The sequence below is a fragment of the Paracoccus sp. SSJ genome (assembly GCF_030234105.1).
GTDB classification, from domain to species: Bacteria; Pseudomonadota; Alphaproteobacteria; order Rhodobacterales; family Rhodobacteraceae; genus Paracoccus; species Paracoccus denitrificans.
Genome location: NZ_JASSPE010000007.1, coordinates 68,916 through 86,878 on the forward strand (window position 1 = coordinate 68,916; position 17,963 = coordinate 86,878).

The 17,963-nt window shown below is 67.5% G+C and carries 19 protein-coding genes; 17 read left to right on the forward strand and 2 right to left on the reverse strand.

The features are described 5' to 3' along the window. Position 1 precedes the first annotated feature (1 nt). Complete coding sequence (locus QPR87_RS09650; RefSeq protein ID WP_011749139.1) at positions 2-505, forward strand: PaaI family thioesterase; 504 nt, start codon at positions 2-4, stop codon at positions 503-505. Continuing rightward, positions 498-1,835, forward strand: a complete 1,338-nt coding sequence (locus QPR87_RS09655) for an MATE family efflux transporter (RefSeq protein WP_104492693.1) — start codon at positions 498-500, stop codon at positions 1,833-1,835. Before QPR87_RS09650 ends, QPR87_RS09655 begins: the two co-directional genes overlap by 8 nt. 46 nt (positions 1,836-1,881) lie before the next feature. On the opposite strand, the gene QPR87_RS09660 is transcribed toward QPR87_RS09655, so the two are convergent. Next, complete coding sequence (locus QPR87_RS09660) at positions 1,882-2,196, reverse strand: DUF1476 domain-containing protein (RefSeq protein WP_285049388.1); 315 nt, start codon at positions 2,194-2,196, stop codon at positions 1,882-1,884. Positions 2,197-2,343: 147 nt separating this feature from the next. On the opposite strand from QPR87_RS09660, the gene purC reads away from it, so the two are divergent. From purC to rnr, 9 genes are all read left to right on the forward strand, one after another. Next, a complete protein-coding gene (purC, locus tag QPR87_RS09665; protein ID WP_011749136.1) occupies positions 2,344-3,108 on the forward strand; it encodes a phosphoribosylaminoimidazolesuccinocarboxamide synthase in 765 nt (254 codons plus the stop codon). Between the two features lie 11 nt (positions 3,109-3,119). Then, a complete protein-coding gene (gene purS, locus QPR87_RS09670) occupies positions 3,120-3,359 on the forward strand; it encodes a phosphoribosylformylglycinamidine synthase subunit PurS (RefSeq protein ID WP_011749135.1) in 240 nt (79 codons plus the stop codon). A gap of 88 nt (positions 3,360-3,447) precedes the next feature. Beyond that, a complete protein-coding gene (locus tag QPR87_RS09675; protein ID WP_011749134.1) occupies positions 3,448-4,320 on the forward strand; it encodes a LysR family transcriptional regulator in 873 nt (290 codons plus the stop codon). Between the two features lie 75 nt (positions 4,321-4,395). Next, positions 4,396-4,875, forward strand: a complete 480-nt coding sequence (locus tag QPR87_RS09680; protein ID WP_011749133.1) for a formate dehydrogenase subunit gamma — start codon at positions 4,396-4,398, stop codon at positions 4,873-4,875. Further along, positions 4,872-6,413, forward strand: coding sequence for a formate dehydrogenase beta subunit (locus QPR87_RS09685; protein WP_285049393.1), 1,542 nt, complete (start codon positions 4,872-4,874; stop codon positions 6,411-6,413). The genes QPR87_RS09680 and QPR87_RS09685 overlap by 4 nt, the downstream gene beginning before the upstream one ends. Further along, positions 6,410-9,289, forward strand: coding sequence for a formate dehydrogenase subunit alpha (fdhF, locus tag QPR87_RS09690; protein WP_285049394.1), 2,880 nt, complete (start codon positions 6,410-6,412; stop codon positions 9,287-9,289). The genes QPR87_RS09685 and fdhF overlap by 4 nt, the downstream gene beginning before the upstream one ends. Before the next feature lie 4 nt (positions 9,290-9,293). Next, on the forward strand, positions 9,294-10,115 hold the full coding sequence (fdhD, locus tag QPR87_RS09695; protein WP_285049396.1) for a formate dehydrogenase accessory sulfurtransferase FdhD: 822 nt from the start codon (positions 9,294-9,296) through the stop codon (positions 10,113-10,115). A 6-nt stretch (positions 10,116-10,121) separates the two neighbouring features. After that, a complete protein-coding gene (locus QPR87_RS09700) occupies positions 10,122-10,343 on the forward strand; it encodes a formate dehydrogenase subunit delta (RefSeq protein ID WP_285049398.1) in 222 nt (73 codons plus the stop codon). Positions 10,344-10,387: 44 nt separating this feature from the next. After that, a complete protein-coding gene (gene rnr, locus QPR87_RS09705; RefSeq protein ID WP_011749128.1) occupies positions 10,388-12,652 on the forward strand; it encodes a ribonuclease R in 2,265 nt (754 codons plus the stop codon). A 159-nt stretch (positions 12,653-12,811) separates the two neighbouring features. On the opposite strand, the gene QPR87_RS09710 is transcribed toward rnr, so the two are convergent. After that, positions 12,812-14,410 (reverse strand): phosphoenolpyruvate carboxykinase, encoded by a 1,599-nt coding sequence (locus tag QPR87_RS09710; protein ID WP_104492697.1) that lies wholly within the window; start codon positions 14,408-14,410, stop codon positions 12,812-12,814. A 226-nt stretch (positions 14,411-14,636) separates the two neighbouring features. On the opposite strand from QPR87_RS09710, the gene QPR87_RS09715 reads away from it, so the two are divergent. The 6 genes from QPR87_RS09715 (at position 14,637) to QPR87_RS09740 (ending at position 17,917) form a co-directional block, all read left to right on the forward strand. After that, positions 14,637-15,065, forward strand: a complete 429-nt coding sequence (locus QPR87_RS09715; protein ID WP_104492698.1) for an HPr kinase/phosphorylase — start codon at positions 14,637-14,639, stop codon at positions 15,063-15,065. Between the two features lie 8 nt (positions 15,066-15,073). Next, on the forward strand, positions 15,074-16,033 hold the full coding sequence (gene rapZ / locus QPR87_RS09720) for an RNase adapter RapZ (RefSeq protein WP_285049402.1): 960 nt from the start codon (positions 15,074-15,076) through the stop codon (positions 16,031-16,033). Positions 16,034-16,057: 24 nt separating this feature from the next. After that, positions 16,058-16,483 (forward strand): PTS sugar transporter subunit IIA, encoded by a 426-nt coding sequence (locus QPR87_RS09725; protein ID WP_011749124.1) that lies wholly within the window; start codon positions 16,058-16,060, stop codon positions 16,481-16,483. Beyond that, positions 16,480-16,770, forward strand: coding sequence for an HPr family phosphocarrier protein (locus QPR87_RS09730; RefSeq protein WP_011749123.1), 291 nt, complete (start codon positions 16,480-16,482; stop codon positions 16,768-16,770). Before QPR87_RS09725 ends, QPR87_RS09730 begins: the two co-directional genes overlap by 4 nt. 9 nt (positions 16,771-16,779) lie before the next feature. Next, the gene (locus tag QPR87_RS09735; RefSeq protein ID WP_011749122.1) at positions 16,780-17,391 is read left to right on the forward strand and encodes a TetR/AcrR family transcriptional regulator; all 612 of its coding nucleotides are present in this window, start codon (positions 16,780-16,782) and stop codon (positions 17,389-17,391) included. Between the two features lie 112 nt (positions 17,392-17,503). Then, a complete protein-coding gene (locus QPR87_RS09740) occupies positions 17,504-17,917 on the forward strand; it encodes a DUF2852 domain-containing protein (RefSeq protein ID WP_104492699.1) in 414 nt (137 codons plus the stop codon). Positions 17,918-17,963 lie beyond the last annotated feature (46 nt).

Here is a 17,963-nt window from a genome sequence, read left to right on the forward strand (position 1 = left end):
CATGGCCAGACGCAACGAATCCCTGGACGCCATCAAGACGCGGCGCAACAACACGCTGAACGCGCTGGTTTCCAGCGTGCCCTATATCCGCTGGCTGGGCATCGGCTTCGACCGCCGCGGCGACGAGCTGACCGCGGTGCTGCCCTTCGACGAGAAGCTGATCGGCAATCCGATGCTGCCGGCGATCCATGGCGGGGTGACGGCGGCTTTCCTGGAGGTGACCGCCATCGTCGAGCTGACCTGGACCGCGATCTGGGAGGACATGGAGCAGGGCCGCATCGCCCCCGACGCCGCCGTGCCCGAAAGCCTGCCGCGCCTGCCCAAGACCATCGACTTCACCGTGGATTACCTGCGCTCGGGCCTGCCGCGCGACGCCTATGCCCGCGCGCGGGTGGTCCGGTCCGGGCGGCGCTATGCCAGCGTGCATGTCGAGGCATGGCAGGACCAGCGCCAGAAGCTTTTCGCCCAGGCGACCGGGCATTTCCTGATGCCGCAGGATGGTTGAGGCGCTGCCCGGCCAGTCCGGGAGACGCGCGAAGGCCGAAATCTCGAACCGGCGCGTGCTGGCCATCGCGCTGCCGGTGGTGCTGTCGAACGCGACGATCCCGATCCTGGGCGCGGTCGATACCGGCGTCATCGGCCAGTTGGGCGAGGCCGCGCCGATCGGCGCGGTGGGGCTGGGCGCGGTGATCCTGGCCTCGATCTACTGGATCTTCGGCTTCCTGCGCATGGGCACTTCGGGGCTGGTGGCGCAGGCCCATGGCGCCGGGGACGAGGGCGAATCCGGTGCGCATCTGCTGCGGGCGCTGGGGATCGGGCTGGCGGCGGGGCTTGTCTTCATCCTGCTGCAGGGGCCGCTTTTCGCCGCGGCCTTCCGGCTGGCCCCGGCCTCGGCCGAGGTCGAGGCGCTGGCCCGGCAATATCTGGCGCTGCGCATCTGGGGGGCGCCCGCGGCCATCTCGCTATACGCCATCACCGGCTGGCTGATCGCCATCGAGCGGACGCGCCGGGTGCTGGTGCTGCAACTGCTGATGAACGGGCTGAACATCCTCCTGGACCTGTGGTTCGTGCTGGGGTTGGGCTGGGGCGTGCGCGGCGTCGCCGGGGCGACGCTGATCGCGGAATGGTCCGGCCTGGCTCTGGGGTTGTGGTTCGCGCGCCATGCCCTGCATGCGGCGATTCAGCGCGCCGGGCTGCTGGCCCGCGAGCGGATCCAGGAGCTGGCGCGGGTCAACGGCGACATCATGATCCGTTCCGTGCTGCTGCAAGGCTCGTTCACCACCTTCATGTTCATGGCTGCGGGGCAGGGCGACGTGACGCTGGCCGCCAATCAGGTGCTGCTGCAATTCCTGTCCATCGTCGCCTATGGGCTGGACGGCTTTGCCTTTGCCGCCGAATCGCTGGTCGGGCAGGCGGTGGGCGCGCGCCGGCCCGACCGGCTGCGGCGTGCGGCCGCGCTCAGCTCGGCCTGGGGCGTCGCGGGGGCCGCGCTGCTATCGGCCGCCTTCCTGCTGGGCGGGCCGGCGATCATCGACCTGCTGACCACCGCGCCCGAGGTGCGGGCCGAGGCGCGGGAGTTCCTGCCCTGGCTGGTCGCCGCGCCGCTGGTCGGCATCGCCTCGTGGATGCTGGACGGCATCTTCATCGGCGCCACCCGCACGCGCGAGATGCGCAATGCCATGCTGGTCACGGTCGGGATCTATGCCGTTCTGGTGGTGGTGCTGCCGCCGGTCTTCGGCAATCACGGGCTTTGGGCCGCGCTGATGGGGCTGAACGCGCTGCGCGGCCTGACCATGTGGCGGCTGTATCACCGGGTCGAGGCTGCGGCGGCCTGAGATGCGAAACGCCCCGGATTCCGGGGCGTCGCCGTCTTGCGAAAGCTCAGATCTCGCTGATGATCTGTTCGCGCGCGGTGGCGCGCAGCTCGACCATCTTGGCGCGGATGGTTTCCTCGTCGGCCTTGCCTTCCAGGTCGCCCGCCAGCTTGCGGAACACGTCCTCGTCGCCCGGCTCGTCGAAATCCGAGGTGACCACGGTCAGCGCATAGGCGCGGGCATCGTCGCCCGTCTTGCCCAGCAGGCCGGCCGCCCATTCGCCCAGCAGGCGATTGCGCCGCGCCTCGGCCTTGAAGTTCAGTTCCGCATCATGGGCGAATTTCGCCTCATGCGCGCGCTCGCGGTCGTCAAATGTGGTCATGGCGGCCTCCGGCTTGGGATTATCCCGTGGATATTGCGCAGGATATGCCCATGCGGGCGCGCCATCGCAAGCCCGTATTGCCCATGACCCCGTTTCTGGCCTATAGCCGCATAAAGATTGTCACCTTGCGGACGGGAGACGCGCAGCATGGCACCAAGGCGCAAGAAAATCTACGAAGGCAAGGCGAAGATCCTTTACGAAGGCACCGAGCCCGGCACGCTCATCCAGTATTTCAAGGATGACGCCACCGCCTTCAACGCGCAGAAGAAGGCCACGATCGAGGGCAAGGGCGTCCTGAACAACCGCCTGTCCGAGTTCTTCATGACCGGGCTGACCAATATCGGCGTGCCGAACCACTTCATTCGCCGCATCAACATGCGCGAGCAACTGGTGCGCCAGGTCGAGATCATTCCGCTGGAAGTGATCGTGCGTAATTTCGCCGCGGGCTCGATCTCGAAGCGCCTGGGCATGGAGGAGGGCACGCCGCTGCCCCGCCCCATCGTCGAATACAGCTTCAAGAACGACGAGCTGGGCGACCCCTTCGTTTCCGAGGAATACATCATCGCCTTCGGCTGGGCCGCGCAGCAGGACCTGGACGACATCGTGTCGCTGGCGCTGCGGGTGAACGACTTCCTGTCGGGCGTGTTCTTCGGCGTCGGCATCAAGCTGATCGACTTCAAGATCGAGGTCGGCCGCATCTGGGACGGCGATTTCATGCGGCTGGTGGTCGCGGACGAGATCAGCCCGGACAGCTGCCGGCTCTGGGACGTGAAGACCGGGCAGAAGCTTGACAAGGACGTGTTCCGCCGCGACCTGGGCAACCTGACCGACGCCTATACCGAGGTGGCGCGCCGGCTGGGCCTGATGCCCGCCAACACCACCTCGCTGACCAAACCGACGCTCATCAACTGAAAGGCTCGCCGATGAAAGCCCGTGTCACCATCATGCTGAAGGACGGCGTTCTGGATCCCCAGGGCGAGGCGATCCGGCACGCGCTTGGCGGGCTTGGCTTTGCCGGCGTCTCGGGCGTGCGCCAGGGCAAGGTGATCGAGCTGGACCTGGCGGCAACCGATGCCGATGCGGCGAAGGCCGAGGTCGCGCGCATGTGCGAGGGCCTGCTGGCCAATACCGTGATCGAGAAATACGCGGTCGAGATCGTCTGATCCGTTCGGACCGGGGGCTTCGCGCCCCCGGACCCCCGCGGAGTATTTAGAAAACGGAGAAAGCCGGCCGGGCGGGGAGGGCGGTTCGGTGATCGACAAGCTCTCCATGTTCATGGCCTTGGCGCGCGAGAAGCATTTCGGCCGCGCTGCCGAATCGCTGGGCATCACCCAGCCGACGCTTTCCTCGGCCATCCGGGCGCTGGAAGAGCAGCTGGGCGTGCAGTTGGTCCGGCGCGGTTCGCGTTTCCAGGGGCTGACGCCCGAGGGCGAGCGCGTGCTGGGCTGGGCGCGGCGCATCGTCGCCGATGCCCGCGCCATGCAGGCCGAGATGCAGGCGAGCCGCAAGGGCGTCTCGGGCCTGTTGCGCATCGGCGTGATCCCGACCGCCATGCCGCGCATCGCCGAGCTGACCGGGCCTTTCCTGCGCCGCCATCCCAATGCCGGGGTTTCGATCCTGTCGCGCAGTTCGGACGAGATTCGCGACCAGATCGAGGCGCTGGAGCTGGATGCCGGGGTGACCTATCTGGACAGCGAGCCGCTGGGCCGGGTGCAGAGCCTGCCGCTTTACCGCGAGACCTATTGCCTGATCGACCGCAGCGAGATGGACGGGCCGGCGGACTGGGCCGAGACCGCTACGCGGCCGCTATGCCTGCTGACCCCCGACATGCAGAACCGCCGCATCGTCACCCGCCATCTGGTCGAGGCCGGGGCGGATGCGGCGCCGCGGGTCGAATCGACCTCGATGCTGGCGATCCTGTCGCATGTCGCGACCGGCGACTGGGCCGCGATCCTGCCGCGGGCGCTGGCGCGCGGCCTGCCCCTGCCCGAAGGGGTTCGGGCGCGCGACCTGACCGGGAACGGGCATATGGTCGGGCTGGTCGTCGCCCGGCGCGAGCCGCATCCGCCGCTGGTCGAGGCGCTGCTCCGCATCGTGTCTTCGATTGATACTTTCAATCAATAGACGGTATATCACGATTGTTTTGTCTATCGCTGGGCTCTAGTCTGGATAAAACAGCAGAGCCCGGACCACCTAGCCATGACTTCACCAGCGACCGACGCTGATTTCCTTTTGCGCCTTGACGAAATCATCGCCGCCCACAAGGGCCGCGAGGGGCCGCTTTTGCCCATCCTGCACGATCTCCAGGCCGAATGGGGCTATGTCCCCGAGGAGGCGCAGCCGGTGCTGGCCGAGGCGCTGGGCATGACGCGTGCCGAGGTGCATGGCGTCGTGAGCTTCTATCACGATTTCCGCGACCATCCCCACGGCCGGCATGTGCTGCGGCTGTGCCGCGCCGAGGCTTGCCAGTCCATGGGGGCCGAGGCGCTGGCCGACGAGGTGCGCGCCGCGCTGGGAATCGACTGGCACGAGACCACGCCGGACGGGCGGCTGACGCTGGAGCCGGTGTTCTGCCTGGGGCTGTGCGCCTGTGCGCCCTCGGCGCAGATGGGCGAAAGGCTGATCGGCCGGGCGAGCCTTGCCAAGGTGCAGAAGCTGGTGGCGGAGGCGGGCGCATGAGGGTCTGGGTTCCCCTGGATGCCGCCGCAAGGGCCTTGGGTGCCGACGAGGTGGCCGAGGCGCTGGGGCGCGAGTTCACCGTCACCCGCAACGGCACGCGCGGCATGATCTGGCTGGAGCCGTTGGTCGAGGTCGAGCGCGACGGCGTGCGCTACGGCTATGGGCCGGTGGCGCCCGAGGCCGCGGCCTCGGTCGCCGAGGCGATCCGTTCGGGCGGCGAGCATCCGCTGGCGCTGGGGCCGGTCGAGGAACTGCCGTGGATGAAAGCGCAGACCCGGCTGACATTCGCCCGCGTGGGCGTGATCGACCCGCTGTCGGTGTCCGAATACGAGGCGCATGGCGGGCTGGTCGGGCTGAGCCGCGCCATCGAGATCGGGCCGGATCGGATCGTCGAGGAGGTCACCGAATCCGGTCTGCGCGGACGGGGCGGCGCCGGTTTCCCGACGGGGATCAAGTGGAAGACCGTGGCCGGTGCCAAGGCCGCGCGGAAATACATCGTCTGCAATGCCGACGAGGGCGATTCGGGCAGCTTCGCAGACCGGATGCTGATGGAGGGCGATCCGCTGGTCCTGATCGAGGGCATGGCCATCGCCGGCATCGCCACGGGCGCGGTGCAGGGCTATGTCTATATCCGCAGCGAATATCCCGACGCGATCCGGCTGATGGAGGCCGCCATCGGCAAGGCGCGGCAGGCGGGCATCCTGGGCCAGTCGGTGCTGGGCTCGGCCCATGCCTATGACATGGAGGTGCGGGTCGGCGCCGGCGCCTATGTCTGCGGCGAGGAAACGAGCCTGCTCAACAGCCTGGAAGGCAAGCGCGGCGTGGTCCGCGCCAAGCCGCCGATCCCGGCGCTGGAGGGTTTCCTGGGCCGGCCGACGGTGGTCAACAACGTGATCTCGCTGGCTTCGGTGCCCTGGATCCTGAGCCATGGCGGGGCGGAATACGCCAAACTGGGCATCGGGCGCTCCAAGGGCACGATCCCGATCCAGATCGCCGGCAACGTGAAATACGGCGGGCTGTTCGAGGCCGCATTCGGCATGTCGCTGGGCCAGATCATCAACGAGGTCGGCGGCGGGACCGCCTCGGGGCGGCCGGTCAAGGCGGCGCAGGTGGGGGGCCCCCTGGGCTCCTACATCCCGCATTGGAATTTCGACGTGCCCTTCGGCTATGAGGAACTGGCCGGGAAAGAGGGGCTGCTGGGCCATGCCGGCATCACCGTCTTCGACGACACGGCCGACATGCTGAAGCTCGCGCGCTTTGCCATGGAGTTCTGCGCCGTGGAAAGCTGCGGCAAATGCACGCCCTGCCGCATCGGCTCGATCCGGGGTGTCGAGACCATCGACCGCATCGCCGAGGGCGACGAAACGGGGATCGCGATCCTCACCGACCTTTGCAACACGATGAAATGGGGCTCGCTTTGCGCGCTGGGGGGCTTTGCGCCCTTCCCGGTCATGTCGGCGCTGACCCATTTCCCCGACGATTTCAGCGGGCGGCGGGAGCCGCGCGCCATAATCAGGAGCCGGGAGGCCGCAGAATGAAGGATTTCATCATTCCCGACCGCGACATGGGCACCCCGGCGGTCAAGTCCGACGTCACCGTGAACCTGCTGGTGGACGGGATTCCGGTCTCGGTCCCTGCAGGCACCAGCGTCATGCGCGCCGCCGCCGTGGCCGGGATCTCGGTGCCCAAGCTCTGCGCCACCGACCATGTCAGCGCCTTCGGCTCCTGCCGGCTTTGCGTGGTGCAGATCGACGGCATGCGGGGCCTGCCGGCATCCTGCACGACGCCGGTGGCCGAGGGCATGGTGGTCCACACCCAGACCGACGAGGTCGCCCAGGTCCGCAAGGGGGTGATGGAGCTTTACATCTCGGATCACCCGCTGGATTGCCTGACCTGCGCCGCCAACGGCGATTGCGAATTGCAGGACATGGCCGGCGCCGTCGGGCTGCGCGAGGTGCGCTATGAGCCGGGCAAGAACCATTTCGCCCACCGCGACGCCGAGGGGCCGAACCCGGAATACCGGCCCAAGGACCAGTCGAACCCCTATTTCACCTTCGATCCGGCGAAATGCATCGTCTGCTCGCGCTGCGTGCGGGCCTGCGAGGAGGTGCAGGGCACCTTTGCGCTGACCATCGAGGGGCGGGGCTTCGACAGCCGCGTCTCGGCGGGGCTGGCGTCGGACGATTTCCTGTCGTCGGACTGCGTCAGCTGCGGCGCCTGCGTGCAGGTCTGCCCGACCGCCACGCTGATCGAGAACAGTGTGATCCAGATCGGCACACCCGAGCATATCGTCAAGACGACCTGCGCCTATTGCGGCGTCGGCTGCTCCTTCGATGCGCATATGCGCGGCGAGGAGGTGGTGCGCATGGTGCCCAGCAAGGACGGCAAGGCGAACCACGGCCACAGCTGCGTCAAGGGCCGCTTCGCCTGGGGCTATGCCACGCATCGCGAGCGGCAGACCCAGCCGATGGTGCGCGAGCGGATCACCGATCCCTGGCGCGTGGTCAGCTGGGACGAGGCACTGGATTTCGCTGCCACCCGGCTGCGGCAGGCGCAGGCGGATTTCGGGCGCGATTCCATCGGCGTCATAACCTCGTCGCGCTGCACCAACGAGGAAACCTACCTGGTGCAGAAGCTCGCCCGCGCGGTCTTTCACAACAACAACACCGACACCTGCGCCCGGGTCTGCCATTCGCCCACCGGCTACGGGTTGAAGACCACCTTCGGCACCTCGGCCGGCACGCATGACTTCGATTCGGTCGATGATACCGACCTGGCGCTGGTCATCGGCGCCAACCCGACCGACGGCCACCCGGTCTTTGCCTCGCGCCTGCGCAAGCGGCTGCGCGAGGGCGCCGGGCTGATCGTTCTCGACCCGCGCGAGATCGACCTGCTCAAGTCCCCGCATATGGGCGAAGGGCTGCACCTGCCCCTGCGTCCCGGCACCAACGTCGCCATGCTGACGGCCATGGCGCAGGTGATCGTGGCCGAGAAGCTCTATGACGAGGCCTTCATCCGCGAGCGCTGCGACTGGGACGAGTTCCTGGCCTATGCCGAGTTCCTGATGGACCCTCGCCATGCGCCCGAGGAGGTCGAGAAACTGGCCCGCGTACCGGCGGATCTGATCCGCAAGGCCGCCCGCGCCTATGCGGCCGCGCCGCGTGCCAGCATCTATTACGGGCTGGGCGTGACCGAGCATTCGCAGGGCTCGACCACGGTGATGGCGATCGCCAACCTGGCGATGATGACCGGCAATATCGGCAGGCCCGGCACCGGCGTGAACCCGCTACGCGGCCAGAACAACGTGCAGGGCTCCTGCGACATGGGCAGCTTCCCGCATGAATATCCGGGCTATCGCCATGTCTCGGACCCCGAGACGCGCGCGATCTACGAACGGATCTGGGGCGTCGAGCTGTCGCCCGAGCCGGGCCTGCGCATCCCCAACATGTTCGACGAGGCGCTGGCCGGACGCTTCCGTGGGCTTTACTGCCAGGGCGAGGACATCGTGCAATCCGACCCCGACACGCGGCATGTGACCTCGGCGCTGTCGGCGATGGACATCGTCATCGTGCAGGACCTGTTCCTGAACGAGACCGCGAACTATGCGCATGTCTTCCTGCCGGGATCGAGTTTCCTGGAAAAGAACGGCACCTTCACCAATGCCGAGCGGCGCATCAACATGGTCCGCCGCGCCATGACGCCCAAGAACGGCTACGAGGACTGGGAAGTCACCCAGTTGCTGGCGAACCGCATGGGGGCCGCCTGGACCTATGCCCACCCGCGCGAGATCATGGCCGAGATCGCGCTGACCACGCCCAGTTTCTCGGGCGTCAGCTACGATCTTCTGGAGCGCGAGGGCTCGGTGCAGTGGCCCTGCAACGACAAGGCGCCGCTGGGCACGCCGCTCATGCATATCGACGGCTTCGTGCGCGGCAGGGGCAAGTTCGTCCATACCGAATATGTCGCGACCGAAGAACGCACCGGGGCACGCTTCCCGCTGTTGCTGACCACCGGGCGGATCCTGTCGCAATACAATGTCGGCGCGCAGACCCGGCGGACGGAAAACGTGGTCTGGCACCCCGAGGACATCCTGGAGATCCACCCCTCGGATGCCGAGAATCGCGGCGTGCGCGAGGGCGACTGGGTGCGGCTGGCCTCGCGTTCGGGCGATACGTCGCTGAGGGCGCATATCACCGAGCGGGTGGCGCCGGGCGTGGTCTATACCACCTTCCATCACCCGACGACTCAGGCCAATGTGGTGACGACGGACAATTCCGACTGGGCCACCAACTGCCCCGAGTTCAAGGTGACGGCCGTGCAGGTCAGTCCCTCGAACGGCCCGTCGGATTGGCAAGAGGAGTATCGCCATCATTCCGACCTCGCCCGCCGCATCCTGCCCACCGCTGCCGAGTGACGGCATGCGCGACGTGAAGGCCGGCGTGCTGCGCTGGGACGGCGGCGGGGATGGACGACCGGGCGGCTGGCACCCGGTCGAGCCGCCCCCTGCGCCGCAGGAATGCCCGGTGGCCATCGTCATCGACGGCATGAGTCAGGCGGTGCTGATGGCGACGCCGCATGATTTGCGCGACTTTGCGCTGGGATTCGCGCTGACCGAGGGGCTGATCGCCTCGCCCGGCGATGTCGAGGGCTTCGAGGAAGCCGAGGTTTCCGCCGGCGGCTTCCCCGCGCGCGAGGCGCGGCTATGGTTGCGCCCCGGCCTTGCCGCCCGGCTGGCCGAGCGGCGGCGCAGCATGATCGGCCCTGTGGGCTGCGGGCTTTGCGGGGTGGACAGCATCGAGGCGGCGCTGCCGCAGATCGTGCCGGTCGCCTCGGGCTGGTCCATGCCGCCCGGGGACGTGGCCCGCGCCATGGCCGCGCTGACCCAGGGCCAGGTCCTGCGGCGCGAGACCCCGGCGATCCACGGCGCCGCATTCTGGGACGGCGACCATGCCATCACGCGCGAGGATGTCGGCCGCCACAACGCGCTGGACAAGCTGGCCGGAGCCGTTGCCCAGACCGGGCTGGCGGCGGGGCAGGGCGCCATCGTCATGTCCTCGCGCCTGTCGGTCGATCTGGTGCAGAAGGCCGCGCGCATCGGCGCCCCGATCCTGATCGGCGCAAGCGCGCCCACGGCGCTGGCGCTGGAATGGGCCGAGCGTGCCGGCATCACCGTGATCGCCCGTGCCCGGGGCGATGGCTTCGATCTTTACACCCACCCCCGGCGCATTGCCGGAAGCTGAGGCGACATGTCCCACGACCATTCGAAACTGATCCGCATGGCCACCCAGATGGCGCAGTTCTTCACCAGCCAGCCCGACCGGCCGGCGCCCGAGGCGGTCGCCGCGCATATCAACGAATCCTGGTCGCCGCGAATGCGGCAGGACTTCGTGGACCAGATCCGGGCCGGGGCCGAGGCCGATCCCGTGGTGCGCGAGGCTGCGGCGTTCGTCCGCCTGCCCGCCGCCTGATTTTGCCCCTGCCGCCCCGTCGGGCGGCGTGCTAGCGTGGCGGCATGGCACAGCTACCCTCCCGGCAAGAGATTCTCGACTGGGTGTCCGCCCACCCGGACGCCACCGCGAAACGCGACATCGCGAAAGCCTTCGGCATCAAGGGTGCCGAACGCATCGAGTTGAAGCGGCTTCTGAAGGAGCTGGAGGCCGAGGGGCTGCTGGAGCGCCGCCGCCGCCATTACCACGACGCAGAGCGCCTGCCGCCGGTCACGGTGCTGCAATTGCTGCCGCCCGACCGAGACGGCGACATCTTTGCCAAGCCCTTGGAATGGCAGGGCGAGGGGCCGATGCCGCGCATCCTTTACGCGGCGCTGAAATCCGACCCGGCCGTCGCGCCGGGCGAGCGCATCCTGGCCCGGCTGATCGAGACCCGGGGCGAGGATCACGACTATCAGGCCCGGCTGATCCGCCGCATCGGCACGGTGCAGCACCGCATCGTCGGCATCTTTCGCGCCGCGACCGGCGGGGCCGAGGCGGGGGGCCGCATCCTGCCCATCGACAAGGGCCAGGACAAGGAATGGCAGGTGCGCCCCGGCGATGTCCATGGCGCGAAAAGCGGCGAGCTGGTCGAGGCCGAACAGGTCGGCCCGCGCGGTCGCCTGGGCCTGCCCCTGGCGCGGATCGTCGAGCGGCTGGGCGATCCCTCGGCACCCAGGGCCGTCAGCCTGATCGCCATCCACCAGCACGGCATTCCCGACGATTTCCCCGACGAGGTGATCGCCGAGGCCGATGCCGCCCGCCCCGCCACGATGAAGGGGCGCGAGGACCTGCGCCACCTGCCCTTCGTCACCATCGATCCCTCGGATGCGCGCGACCGCGACGATGCCGTCGCCGCAGAGATGCACGAGGACGGCGGCGCCACGATCTGGGTCGCCATCGCCGATGTGGCGCATTATGTCCGCCCCGGCTCGGCGCTGGATCGCGAGGCGCGCAATCGCGGCAATTCCACCTATTTCCCCGACCGGGTGGTGCCGATGCTGCCCGATATCCTGTCGAGCGACCTGTGCTCACTGCACCAGGGCGTGGACCGGCCGGTGATCGCCGTGCGCATGCGGCTGGACGCGCAGGGCGACAAGACCGGCCACAGCTTTCATCGCGGGATGATCCGCTCGGCCGCGAGCCTGGCCTATGAACAGGCGCAGGCGGCGGCGGACGGCAATCCCGACGAACAGACCGAACCGCTGGTCGAGCCGGCGATCCGGCCGCTCTGGCACGCCTACGGCCTGCTGAGGGCCGCGCGCCAGCGCCGCCAGCCGCTGGAACTGGACCTGCCCGAGCGCAGGATCGTGCTGACCGCCGACGGAAGGGTGAAATCGGTCAATTTCCGCGAACGCTACGACGCGCACCGGCTGATCGAGGAATTCATGGTGCTGGCCAATGTCGCCGCCGCCGAGGAACTGGAGCGACTGCGCCGGCCGCTGCTCTATCGCGTGCACGAGGAACCGACGGTCGAAAAGCTGGACGCGCTGCGCGAGGTGGCCGAGGCTTCGGGCTTCACGCTGGCCAAGGGGCAGGTGTTGCAGACGCGGCACCTGAACCGGCTCCTGGAACAGGCCGAGGGTTCGGAATTCGACGAGCTGATCAACATGACCGCGCTGCGTTCGATGCAGCAGGCCTATTACAACCCCGAGAATTTCGGCCATTTCGGGCTGGCGTTGCGGTCATATGCGCATTTCACCTCGCCGATCCGGCGCTATTCCGACCTGATCGTGCACCGCGCGCTGGTCATGGGGCATAAATGGGGCAATGACGGGCTGTCGGCGCAGGACATCGAGATGCTCTCGGAAACCGCGCAGCATATCTCGGAAACCGAGCGACGCTCGATGGCGGCGGAGCGCGACACGACCGACCGCTATCTTGCCGCCTATCTGGCCGACCGGGTGGGGGCCGAGTTCACCGGGCGCATCAGCGGCGTGCAGAAATTCGGCGCCTTCGTGCGGCTGGACGAAACCGGGGCGGACGGGCTTTTGCCGATTCGCGAGATCGGGCGGGAATATTTCCACTACGATCCCGAGGCGCAGGTGCTGATGGGGTCCGAGACGGGGCTTGAGATCGGCATCGGCCAGCGTGTGACCGTGCGGTTGACCGAGGCGGTGCCGCTGACCGGCGGGCTGATGCTGGAACTGCTGGAACTCGAGGGCCGGCCGCTGCCGCGGGGTTCAGCCGGCGGGCGCGGCAAGGGGCCGATGCGCAAGCGCGCCACCCAGGCCCGGCTGGCCGAGATCAAGCGCGCGCAGAAGCGCCGGCGGGTTCGGCGGCAACGCTGAAAGGGGGGCTTTGCCCCCGCGCGTTCCGCGCTCCCCCAGAGTATTTGGAAAACGGAGAAAGCCTGGGCGGCGGGACCGTTCCGCGTGGGCTGGGCTTTGGTGCGAAGCAGAAGGGCGGCCCTTGGGACCGCCCTTTGCGTTTGAGATTTTCGGTTCGGTTCAGCCGATGGCGGCGGCGCGGACGTCGTCGTCGATCTTGTCGGCATATTGCGCGAAGTTGTCGCTGAACATGCCGACCAGCTTGCGGGCCTGGGCGTCGTAGGCGGCGCCGTCCGTCCAAGTCTGGCGCGGGTCGAGCAGCTTGTCCTCGACGCCGGGGACCGAGACCGGAACCTCGAAGCCGAAATTCGGGTCCTTGCGGAACTGGGCGTCGTTCAGCGAGCCGTCCAGCGCCGCGGTCAGCAGGGCGCGGGTGGCCTTGATCGGCATGCGTTTGCCGGTGCCGAAGGCGCCGCCGGTCCAGCCGGTGTTGACCAGCCAGCAGGCCGCGCCGGTCTTGGCGATCTTTTCCTGCAGGAGCTTGCCATAGACCTCGGGGCGGCGCGGCATGAAGGGGGCGCCGAAGCAGGTCGAGAAGGTCGGCGTCGGCTCGGTCACGCCCACCTCGGTGCCCGGCGTCTTGGAGGTGAAGCCCGACAGGAAGTGATACATCGCCTGCGCCGGGGTCAGCCGCGCGATCGGCGGCAGCACGCCATAGGCGTCGCAGGTCAGCATGATCACGTTCCGGGGCTGGCCGCCCAGCGAGGTTTCCGACGCGTTCGAGATCTGCTCCAGCGGATAGGCGCAGCGCATGTTGTCGGTCAGCGAGTTGTCCTCGAAGTCCAGTTCCAGCGTGTCGGGGTCGTAGACCATGTTCTCGATCACGGTGCCGAACTTGAAGCAGGTGGCATAGATCTCGGGTTCGGCCTCGGCCGAGAGATTGATGGTCTTGGCGTAGCAGCCGCCCTCGAAGTTGAAGATGCCGTTGTCGGACCAGCCGTGCTCGTCATCGCCGATCAGCGTGCGCGAGGGATCGGCCGAGAGCGTGGTCTTGCCGGTGCCGGACAGGCCGAAGAAGATGGCGCTGTCGTCCGGGTTGCCGAGCGCGTGGTTGGCCGAGCAATGCATCGGCATCACGCCCTTTTCCGGCAGGATGTAGTTCAGGAGCGTGAAGACCGACTTCTTGTTCTCGCCCGCATAGGCGGTATTGCCGATCAGGATCAGCTTCTTGTCGAAGTTGAGCGCGATCACCGTCTCCGAGCGGCAGCCGTGGCGTGCCGGGTCGGCCTTGAACGAGGGGCAGTTGATGATGGTGAATTCCGGCAGGAAACCGGCCAGTTCGGACGCTTCGGGACGGCGCAGCAGGTTGCGGATGAAGAGCCCGTGCCAGGCCAGTTCGGTCACGACTCGCACGTCGAGGCGCAGGGCAGGATCCGCGCCGCCGTAGAGGTCCTGGACGAAATAGTCCTTGCCTTTCATGTGCTCCAGCATGTCGGCATGCAGGCGGTCGAAGGCCTCGGGCTCCATCGGGCGGTTGTTTTCCCACCAGATGCTGTCTTCCACCGCGGGCGTGCGCACCACATGCTTGTCCTTGGGCGAGCGGCCGGTATGGGCGCCGGTCGAGACCAGGAAGGTGCCGCCCAAGCCCAGCTTGCCTTCGCCGCGCTGGATGGCAGCGTCGATCAGCGCCGGTTCTAGCAGGTTGTAGTGGACATTGCCGAGGCCCGTGATTCCCTGGTCTTCGAGACGGCAATTCGGATTGACGCGCGGTTCGGTCATGGCACCTGTGCTCCTGCTAGAAATTCCGGGCCGGCAACCGGCCGTTGCGCGTCCTATAACACGGCATTTCCCGGGCGAAAGCGCACTTATCGTCAGGGTTAGCGCAATCAGAGACGGTTAGCGCAATCATTTGCCGAATCGTGGCCTTGGCTTGGGGAGTCCGTCACAAAGGCCATCGGTCCGATGACGGCGGCCGGGTGATTCGGCCAGGGGGCAAGGGGGCGCCATGATCCTGCATGCAAGCTGCATCGCGTATCGGGACAAGGGGTTGCTGATCCTGGGTCCGTCGGGTGCGGGAAAGTCCACGCTGGCCCTTGAAATGATGGCTTTCGGCGCGGCGCTGGTGGCCGACGACCGCACCGTTCTGCGCAGCGAGGGCGCGCGCATCGTCGCGGACGCGCCCGATTCGATCCGGGGCCGGATCGAGGCGCGCGGCGTCGGCATCCTGCATGCCGCGCCCCACGGCCCGGTGGAGGTGGTGCTGGCCGCCGATCTGGGCCGCCCCGAGCCCGACCGCCTGCCGCCCGACCGCAGACTTGACCTTCTGGGCAGGTCCATGCCCCTTGTCCTTGGTGCCGGTCGCGTTCATCTTGCATCAATACTGTTGCAATATCTTGCCGCCGGCCGGGCGGACACGGATCTGCGCGAGAGGTAGAGCGAGCCATGCCAGAGGCGATGACCGCCATGGACAGCCAGGACGAACGGGCGCAGCGGCTGGTGCTGGTCACCGGGCCTTCGGGTGCCGGGCGCTCGACGGCGATCAACGTGCTGGAGGATCTGGGCTACGAGGCCATCGACAACCTGCCCCTGTCGCTGATCCCGCGGCTTCTGGACGGGCCGGCGCGGCCGATGCCGCTGGCCCTGGGGGTGGACGTGCGCAACCGCGATTTCTCGGTCGCCAACCTGATCGAGTTGATCGACCGCTTGACCCGGTTGCCGGAATACGCGCCGGAGGTGCTGTTCCTCGACTGCACGACCGAGCAGCTTTTGCGACGGTTCAACGAAACCCGCAGGCGCCATCCGCTGCGGGGCGAGGGCTCGCCGCTCGACGCGATCCGGGCCGAGCGCGACATGCTGGGCCCGATCCGCGCCCGCGCCGACGTGCTGGTCGATACGTCGGAGCTGTCGCCGCACGACCTCAAGGCGGAACTGGCCCGCTGGTTCGAGACCGAGCCGAGGCGGCGGCTGACCGTCTCGGTGCAGTCCTTTTCCTACAAGCGCGGCGTGCCGCGCGGGGTGGACATGATGTTCGATTGCCGGTTCCTGGCCAACCCGCATTGGCGGACGGAATTGCGGCCGCTGGATGGCCGCGATTCGCCGGTTCAGCAATATGTGATGGCCGATTCGCGCTTTGACGAGTTCTTCCGCAGGGTGCGCGATCTTGTGCTTTTCGCCCTGCCTGCCCATCTGGAAGAGGGCAAGGCCCACCTGGCGATCGGCTTCGGTTGCACCGGGGGGCGACACCGTTCTGTCACAATGGCGGAAAAAATGGCAGACGCGCTTGCGAAAGCAGGCTGGCAAGTGTCAATTAGACATCGGGAACTTGAACGCCGTGAAAAGGCGCCGGCACCTGGGGACGAGGGCCATATGCGGGCCGCTCGCACAGCATGGGCGCAAGGGTGAACGGCTGCTGCGTGGTAGGGTGAATTGATCGGGATTGTCATCGTGGCGCATGGGGGCCTTGCCCGGGAATATCTCTCGGCGGTCGAGCATGTGGTGGGGCCGCAAACCGGGATCAAGGCCGTGGCGATCGAAGAAAACCATGACCGGGGCGAAAAGCAGGCCGAAATCTGCGCCGCCGCGGACGCGGTCGATTCGGGCGATGGCGTGGTGGTGGTCACGGATCTGTTCGGGGGCTCGCCCTCGAACCTGTCGCTGATGGCCTGTGCGATGCGAAACCGCTCGATTCTCTATGGGGCGAACCTGCCGATGCTGGTCAAGCTGGCCAAATCGCGCAAATTGCCGGTGGCCGATGCGGTGACGCTGGCCAAGGATGCGGGACGCAAGTACATCAACAGCTATGACGTCTTGCCTGCCGATGTGCTTCCCATTCCCAAACGTGCCGCTTCATGAATGACATGACCAACGGGGCCGTCACCCGCGAACTGGCGATCATCAACGAAAAGGGCCTGCATGCGCGGGCCAGCGCGAAATTCGTCGAGACCGTCGAGCGGTTCGATGCGCAGGCGACCGTCGAAAAGGACGGCATCAGCGTCTCGGGCGATTCGATCATGGGCCTGCTGATGCTGGCCGCGCCGCGCGGCAGCGCCATTCGCGTCACCGTCAGGGGCGCGCAGGCGCGGGAACTGGCCGATGCGCTGACCGCGCTTGTCGAGGATTACTTCGGCGAAGGCATGTAAGGGCCGGACATGGCCCGATCCTCCTATCACCATGGCAACCTGCGCCAGGCCCTTGTCGAGGCCACGGTGCAACTGATCGAGGAAAGGGGCCCGCAGGCATTCACCCTGGCCGAGGCCGCGCGCCTGGCCGGAGTCAGCGCTGCCGCGCCCTATCGCCATTTCGCCGGGCGCGAGGATCTGCTGGAAGAGGTGGCCCGGCAGGGCTTCGAGGAATTCGCCGACCGGCTGGAAGCCGCCTTTGACGAGGGACGGCCGCGACCACTGACCGCATTCCTGCGCATGGGGCAGGAATACCTGACCTTTGCCGCCGAACGGCGCGGCTTCTATATGGCCATGTTCGAAGCCGGCCTGTCGATCGCCGGCAATGCCGGGCTGTCGCAAGCCTCGGAACGGGCACGCGGCATCCTGGTGCGCGGAGCCGAGGCGCTGTTCGCCCAATTGCCCGCCGGCCGCCGGCCGCCGCCGGGCATGGTGGCCGACCACATCTGGGCGCTGAGCCATGGCGTGGTCGAACTGTTCGGTCGCGGCAAGCCCGGCTCGCGCTCGCCCATCTCGCCCGCCGACATGCTGGAAAGCGGCGCGCTGATCTATCTGCGCGGGCTGGGCGTGATCCGCGACTGAACGATCCCCGGCCGGAAATCTTGACGGAAAATCTGGCCGTCTCCCTTGAATGCGGGCTGCTTCGCTCCATCTATGTAAATGTGATTAACATTTACATCGGAAAGGGACCGCAATGAACACCGACATCGCCCCGCGCCCCTCTGTCCTGGACCGGATCGGCGCCACGCTGGCCGGCATCCGCGACTGGCTGGACGAACGCGGGAAAGGCGCCTGGATCGCCGCCATGATCCTGGCCTTCATCGCCTGCTGGCCCCTGGGCCTTGCCATCCTGGGTTACATGATCTGGAGCAAACGCATGTTTTCCTGCCGCCACCGCCATCACCACGGCCGCCACCATCGTCACGGTTTCAACGCGCCGACCGGCAACACTGCCTTCGACGCCTATCGCGAGGAAACGCTGAAGCGGCTGGAGGACGAGCATCGCGAATTCCTCGACTTCCTGCAAAAGCTGCGCGAAGCCAAGGACAAGGCCGAGTTCGACCAGTTCATGCAAAACCGCAACGAACCGTCGGCGCCGCAAGCCTGAATTTGCGACGCAGGCCGGATGCGAAAGGGGCCGGGGATCACCCGGC